This window comes from Sinomicrobium halophytocola (assembly GCF_052983395.1).
The window spans coordinates 120,327-127,691 of record NZ_JBRKIT010000023.1 but is presented as its reverse complement, the minus strand read 5'-3'; the positions used below and the strand labels follow the sequence as shown (position 1 = coordinate 127,691).

The 7,365-nt window shown below is 44.5% G+C and carries 6 protein-coding genes; 4 read left to right on the top strand and 2 right to left on the bottom strand.

Annotation, left to right across the window (positions count from 1 at the left end):
- Nucleotides 1-87 precede the first annotated feature (87 nt).
- From ACVBDY_RS07850 to ACVBDY_RS07835, 4 genes are all read left to right on the top strand, one after another.
- Complete coding sequence (locus tag ACVBDY_RS07850) at nt 88-966, top strand: IS982 family transposase (protein ID WP_447174384.1); 879 nt, start codon at nt 88-90, stop codon at nt 964-966.
- 68 nt (nt 967-1,034) lie between these two features.
- Nucleotides 1,035-2,126: a M42 family metallopeptidase gene (locus ACVBDY_RS07845; RefSeq protein ID WP_447174915.1), complete on the top strand. Its 1,092-nt coding sequence runs from the start codon at nt 1,035-1,037 to the stop codon at nt 2,124-2,126.
- On the top strand, nt 2,127-2,684 hold the full coding sequence (locus ACVBDY_RS07840; protein WP_447174914.1) for an NUDIX hydrolase: 558 nt from the start codon (nt 2,127-2,129) through the stop codon (nt 2,682-2,684). It abuts the gene before it with no gap.
- 41 nt (nt 2,685-2,725) lie between these two features.
- Complete coding sequence (locus ACVBDY_RS07835; protein WP_447174913.1) at nt 2,726-4,654, top strand: DUF294 nucleotidyltransferase-like domain-containing protein; 1,929 nt, start codon at nt 2,726-2,728, stop codon at nt 4,652-4,654.
- Nucleotides 4,655-4,771: 117 nt separating this feature from the next.
- Here ACVBDY_RS07835 and ACVBDY_RS07830 read toward each other — a convergent pair whose 3' ends face one another.
- On the bottom strand, nt 4,772-5,590 hold the full coding sequence (locus tag ACVBDY_RS07830; RefSeq protein ID WP_447174912.1) for an inositol oxygenase family protein: 819 nt from the start codon (nt 5,588-5,590) through the stop codon (nt 4,772-4,774).
- Nucleotides 5,591-5,663: 73 nt separating this feature from the next.
- Nucleotides 5,664-7,265 (bottom strand): solute:sodium symporter family transporter, encoded by a 1,602-nt coding sequence (locus ACVBDY_RS07825; protein WP_447174911.1) that lies wholly within the window; start codon nt 7,263-7,265, stop codon nt 5,664-5,666.
- Between the last annotated feature and the right edge of the window lie 100 nt (nt 7,266-7,365).

Sequence of the window (7,365 nt, the reverse complement as noted above, 5' to 3'; positions counted from 1 at the left end):
ACCCGTTGTGCATTATGATTTAAAAAGAAAAAAGTTGTTCAATTTGACTGATAGTCAGTAAATTGTTTTTACCACAAAACATTTACGATGAACAACTTAAATGCAAATTACGAAAGAATATTGGAAGTACTAAGAAAAATATCGGAAGAACAACTGCTTCCTTACCAAAGGCGAAGCCCTCGGATGAGTGATTTGGAAGTAGTTGGCTTATGTTTAACCGCTGAATATATGGCAATTGACAGCGAAAACCATCTTTTCCGGATGCTCCCCAACCATCTTACCAGTAAGATTGAACGCAGCGTGTACAACCGTCGCCGTAGACGTTTAATGCCCTATTTGGATAAGATACGGGGATCATTGGCCAAGCATTTCAATGAGTTTGAAGATTACTTTGTAGTGGACAGTATGCCTTTGGAAGTATGCAAGCTTTCCCGCTCCTCCCGCAGCAAGGTATGCAGGGAAGAGGATTATGCTTTCCCCGACAAAGGGTACTGCGCCTCTCAAAACCTTTATTTTTATGGGTATAAGTTACATGCGGTGTGCTCTATAGGTGGGGTCTTTCAAAGTTTTGACCTGAGCCCGGCCTCTGTACATGATATTAATTACCTCGATGATATCAAGATGCAGTTGTCTGATTGTGTCCTGCTCGGGGACAAGGGGTATCTTTCGGCAGAAGTCCAGTTGAACCTCTTTGAGAACCACCAAATTGAATTGAGTACCCCGATGCGCAAGAACCAAGGTGATTACAGAGAGCAGCCCTTTGTATTTAAAAAATCCAGAAAACGCATAGAAACTTTATTTTCACAGCTATGTGACCAGTTTATGATCCGCAGGAACTATGCTAAATCCTTCGAAGGGCTCAAAACAAGGGTGTTGTCAAAAATAACGGCACTTACTGTGATTCAGTACATCAATAAATTCATTTTCAACAGAAATATCAATAATATTAAGATCAGCATTGTTTAAAATGCACAACGGGTTATTTAATGTAATTGAATATTGCTATTTTCGTGCGATAAATAAATTTATGCATTATGGCGAAAAAAGCGGAAATTATCAATAAGAAATCTTTGGGTTTCCTGGAGAAATATCTGAACAACCCTTCTCCGACAGGTTATGAATGGGAAGGACAGAAACTGTGGATGGAATACCTGAAGCCTTATGTTGATACTTTTATAACGGATACATACGGAACGGCTGTGGGTGTAATAAACCCGGATGCCAAATATAAAGTAGTTATCGAAGGGCATTCCGACGAGATTTCCTGGTATGTCAATTATATTACGGATAATGGTCTGCTTTATGTAATACGGAACGGAGGAAGCGATCACCAGATAGCCCCTTCCAAATGGGTAAACATACATACCAAAAAGGGTATCGTAAAAGGAGTATTTGGCTGGCCTGCCATTCACACCAGGAATTCAAGCAAGGAAGAAACGCCCAAACTGGACAATATATTTATAGATATAGGCGCCAAAGACAAAAAAGAAGTGGAGAAAATGGGCGTGCATGTAGGATGTGTTATTACCTATCCGGACACTTTCCAGGTTCTCAACGGCAATAAGTTTGTGTGCCGGGCCATTGACAACCGTGTCGGCGGTTTTATGATTGCCGAAGTAGCCCGTTTGCTGCATGCAAACAAAGTAAAACTGCCTTTCGGACTGTATATAACCAATTCCGTACAGGAAGAAATAGGCCTTCGAGGGGCTGAAATGATCACGCAGACCATAAAACCGAACGTAGCCATTGTTACCGATGTATGCCACGACACCACCACTCCCATGATCGACAAAAAGACACAGGGAGAAACCAAAATAGGGGACGGACCGGTTATTTCTTATGCCCCTGCCGTGCAGAACAAACTTCGCGAACTCATTATAGATACGGCAGAGGAGAAAAAAATACCGTTCCAGCGAATGGCTTCTTCCAGGTTTACAGGTACAGATACGGATGCATTTGCCTATAGTAACGGCGGTGTAGCTTCCGCCCTCATATCCCTGCCGTTGCGATATATGCACACCACTGTAGAAATGATACATAAAGAAGATGTGGAAAACGTTATCCGTCTTATTTATGAATCCCTCATCAAAATCACACCCGAAACCAGTTTCAGCTATTTCGATTAAATGGACGAATATGTAGACATTCTGGATGAATATGGTAATAATACAGGAAAAGCCCTTTTAAAATCCGAAGCACATGCCAAAGGGCTTTTCCATCCCACCATTCATGTCTGGTTTTACACTGCCGACGGCAAAGTACTGCTGCAAAAAAGATCGAAAAAAAAAGATGCTTTTCCCGGGCACTGGGATGTTTCCGTGGCCGGACATATCGGGGCAGGTGAAGATCCGCTGACATCGGCAATACGGGAGACCGAAGAAGAACTCGGACTGCGTATTTCGGAAAAAGACGTGGAAAAAATAGGTATTTGTAAATCTATCAAAAAACACGGACAGCATATTACTGATAAGGAGTTTCATCATATTTACATTTCCCCACTTCGTGTTCCCATGAGTCAATTAAAGTTACAGGAAACCGAAGTAGATGACATAAAGCTTATGGATATGGATGAATTTCTGGCAGTTCTTACCTCTCCATCCTCCACCGATTTGTATGTTTTCCAAACCCCGGATTATTACAACCTCGTATTTGCGGAGTTAAAAAAAAGAACCGGAAAATTCTGAACCCGATTACACGGTCACAGGAACGCCAAAAAGCAACACATATGAAAAACACCATAGCCCTCCGCATTGCCGATTTCCTGAAAAACCACCCGCCATTTGACGTGCTCAGCAAAGAACAACTCCTGGAAGTCTCTTCGCACGTCCGGGTGTTGTATTACGACAAAAACAAGGTGATCTTTGATGAGAATGATGAGGGACACGACCAGTTTTATGTGGTCCACAAAGGAGCTGTTGCATTACAGAAAAGGAGGGACGGTGGAGATTTCAACACTATAGATAATTGTGACGAAGGTGATATTTTCGGGTTACGACCACTAATCGCGAGAGAAAATTATGTTATTAAAGCCATCACCAAAGAAGAAAGTATAGTATATGGTATTCCCTTATCCGTTTTCCGGCCGGTAGTTGAACAAAACCCGCAGGTAGGCAATTTTCTCATTGAGAGTTTTGCTTCCAATACTGAAAATCCTTATTCCGAAGAATACCGGAAAAAACTGTATACCGAAGAGGATATTGACGTAAAACTAAGCACCTCTACAGACTTGTCCGATTTGCAACCTACCAGGTATGTAAAAAATGTCATTACCTGTTTGCCCGAAGAGACCACCCAGAACGTGGCCCTGCTCATGCGTGAAAAGAATATTGGCTCTGTAGTCATTACCGAAGACGATATCCCTATAGGCATTGTGACCGATCGCGACCTGAAAAACAACATAGTTACCGGTGATTACCCGATTGATACCCCTGTAAAAAACATTATGACCTCCCCCGTGGTCTGTTATCCCAGAAACACGACCATAGCTCAGGCACAAATAGCCCTTATGAAACACAAGATAGGGCATCTCTGCATCACAAAGGACGGCACCCCAAAATCCAAACTTATAGGCCTCATTTCCGAACATGACATTACCGTGTCGCAGGGGAATAACCCTTCGGTATTGATGAAAGCCATCAAGCGCGCTTCTAAAACCAAACAACTGAAGCGCATACACGAAAAGATAATGATCCTCCTTAAGGGATATATTCGGCAAAACATCCCCCTCACCCATATCTCCAGGATCATTACCGAACTGAATGATGCTACTATTAAAAGGTGTATAGAATTGTCCCTTGCCAAAATGCCCGAAGCCGCGCCGGTAAAATTCGCCTGGTTATCTCTGGGCAGCCAGGGCAGAAAAGAACAGCTTCTGCATACCGACCAGGACAACGCCATTGTGTTCGAAAATGTAGAGGCTGAAAAACTCGAAGAAACGAAGGCTTATTTCCTGGCACTTGCCCAAAAAGTAACCAAACGTCTCAACACCCTGGGCTACGAGTACTGCCCGGCAGATATGATGGCAAGCAATCCGAAATGGTGTCTTTCGCTCGAAGAATGGAAGTCCCAGTTTACCAAATGGATAGCAGAGCCGGGGGACGATGAAATTCTACTTTGCTCCATCTTTTTTGACTTTGACATTTCTTATGGCGACAGCACCCTTACCGATGCCCTGGGCAAACACATCTTTGAAAAGACCGGGCAAAACACCTATTTTTTTGCCATGCTGGGCAAAAGCGTTTTACAGACCCCCTCGCCCCTTGGCTTTTTCCGGCAGTTCCTCGTAGAACAAAACGGCGAATACAAAGATTTCTTCGATCTGAAAAAAAGGGCCATCACTCCTATTACAGATGCGGGAAGGGTACTCATCCTCTCCCATCAGGTACAACATATAAATAACACCGCTGAGCGCTTTGAAAAGCTTGCCACTTTAGAACCGGAAAACAAACAGCTTTACCTGTCCTGTTCATATACTTCCAAAGCCCTGTTGAAATTCCGCACCAAGCACGGCCTTATGCATAACGATTCCGGTCGCTACATTGAACTCTTCGCCCTGTCTAAAGAAGAAAAAATAAAACTCAAACGGTGTTTTAAAACTATCCGGGAGATTCAGGAACTGATAAAAATAAGGTATAAACTCACTTCCTTTATATAATAAAAACGCATTTCAAAATCCAAACAATTTGTTATTTCTCGCTTTGGAATTTGGAATATATGGATTTAGTTGTTTATCCCGGAAAAATAAGGGGAAAAACTTGATCTTCTCCCTGTTTTACCAGTAAACCGGCCCTCTTCCCAGGTACTTTTCTGCAATGGGCAGGTAGTAATCCTTTATGTCTTCCAGGTCGTATATCTTATTGGATTTGGTGTACAGATCGTATTGATTAAAATCTTTTACCCATTCCTTATATTTTTGGTCATTCTGGTCAAGCAGTTCAGTATAACTTCCGCCACTGTGCCAGGGATAGAAAGAGTGGTAACGGATCATCACCATTCCGGCTTGCGGTATGCTGTTGTCCTTGTGATTGCTCAGTACCTGGTAGAGATATTCGTCATGTCCCCATGCCAGTGCAAGGTTGTCAATGCCACAACCGGATTCGTATATGCCCAGGGGGGTATTGTACCGGGGGTCCTGCATATCTTTATTAAGGGCGTTGAATTCCGGGTAAACACAAGTGTCCGGCAAAGCGCATCCTACCACAAAAACATCTCCTACCAAGCCCCATTGTTCGGCCTGGCTCGTGCCGTCCTCGTCACATCCCCACAGATACATTACTTTACCCAGGTCGTGGATCAGTCCCACCAGTTGCATCCAGTCCGGCCTGTTGTCGGCGCGGATGGCTTCGGCAGATTGTACCAGGTGTTGTACGTTCGGGAGGTCGAGATCCGGGTCGCTCACATCGATGAGGGCATCCAGCTTTTCCATGGCATCCCACAGGTTCATGGGCTTGTCGTACGTAAGGTATTTTTTCTTCATCTGCCGGACATAGTCATAGGTCTGACGTTCGCGCATTTTTTTGTAATGCAGTCTTACCGCTGCATCTACATCCAGTTTATCGTAGTTACGGAATTCTTTTTTTGTAGTTTCCATGATCTAAGCTTGTAATTTTATCATTATTCGTCATGTTTATTCTCATTCGCCCTGTCCTTCCCGGTAACCAGGCCTACACATTACCGAGCAGAATGTACATGGATATGGTTATAACCACCAGTACAACACTCAGGGGCACGGCATATTTCCAGGGCGTTACGTTGAGGATACCCCTGTCTTTTATAACAAAGGTATTTTTCCTCGGGTACCATAAAGATACAAAATGCATCATTAGAATGTTCAACAAAAATTCAAGTCCCCAGATATGTACAAAATGCAGATCTACCTGAAATACAAAATACGTAAGCACATAAAATACCAGGCCGAACAGCAGGCCTGCCTTTGCCCCGACAGCCGACACCTTCGGAAAGAGAAACCCGGCAAGGATAACACTGGCTATGGGGATAAAGAAAATACCGTTGAGTTGTTGCAGCAACTGGTAGAGCCCCTGGGGTGCATTGGCTACAAACGGAGCGATGCCAATGGCAAAAATACCCAGCACTGCCGACACCCACTTTCCTATACGCACCAGTTTCAGTTCTCCCGTGTTCCGGTTGATATATCTTTTGTACAGGTCCAGGCTAAAGACCGTGGCGGCACTGTTCAGGGCGCTGTTGAAGGTGCTCAGGATGGCGCCCATCATTACGGCTACGAAAAACCCCGTAAGCCAGAACGGCAGGACTTTTTTGACGAGCATGGGGTATACGCTGTCCGGATCTTCATAGAGGGAGTCGCCAAAATAATAAAAGCCGATAAGCCCCGGCAATACAATAACCAGCGGAATGAGTATTTTCAGGACTCCTGTATAAAGCAATCCCTTTTGGGCTTCTTTCAGGCTTACCGCTCCCAGGGCTCTCTGGATTATGGACTGGTGCATGGCCCAAAAATACAGCTGGTTGATCATAAGCCCGGTAAACAGCACTTCGAAAGGGAGAATGGCAGACCTTGCCCCCGGCCCTATACCGGGTTCCCGGCTGACAACATTAAATTTGGAAGGGTCTTTTTCAAAAACTTCTGCCAGTCCGTCAAATATATTCCCCTTACCGATGCTCCACAAGGCCAATGCCGGTACGAGCAGCCCGGCGATAAGGAGTCCGAAACCATTTATAGTATCGGTATAGGCCACCATTTTCAGTCCCCCGAATATAGCGTATACCGCACCTATGCCCCCCACTACCAGGATGGTTATCCATATGCCCTGCGACCTGCTTACATCGAGAAGTTCCGAGATCCGGAATATGGCTTCTATATTCAGCGCTCCCGTATAAAGTACAATGGGCAGAAGCGTAACCGTAAACGAAATGATGAGCAGTGTGGCCACAATAGTACGGGTAACACCGTCGAACCGCTTTTCGAGGAATTCGGGGATGGTGGTAAGGCCCATTTTCAGGTATCTCGGGGCAAAATACAGGGCGGCGATCACCAGGGCCAGCGCAGAAGTCACTTCCCAGGCAATGATGATGGCCCCGTTTTTATAGGACGAGCCGTTCATCCCCACCAGGTGTTCCGTAGAGATATTGGTAAGCAGGAGCGAACCTGCTATTACTACTCCTGTAAGCGACCGTCCGCCAAGAAAATAACCATCCTGCGTCTTCAGGTTGTCGCGACGCAGTTTCCAGGTGGCATAAAATGCTACAAAAGCGGTAAATAACAAAAAGCTGAGGAAAGTAAGCATGTATCCGGATAAATTTAGGAATGCCGTGAATTTACAAAAAAAATTGTTCGCTTCGGAAGTTGATGAAGGGGATGCTTTTATAAAGTATCAAATATGATCT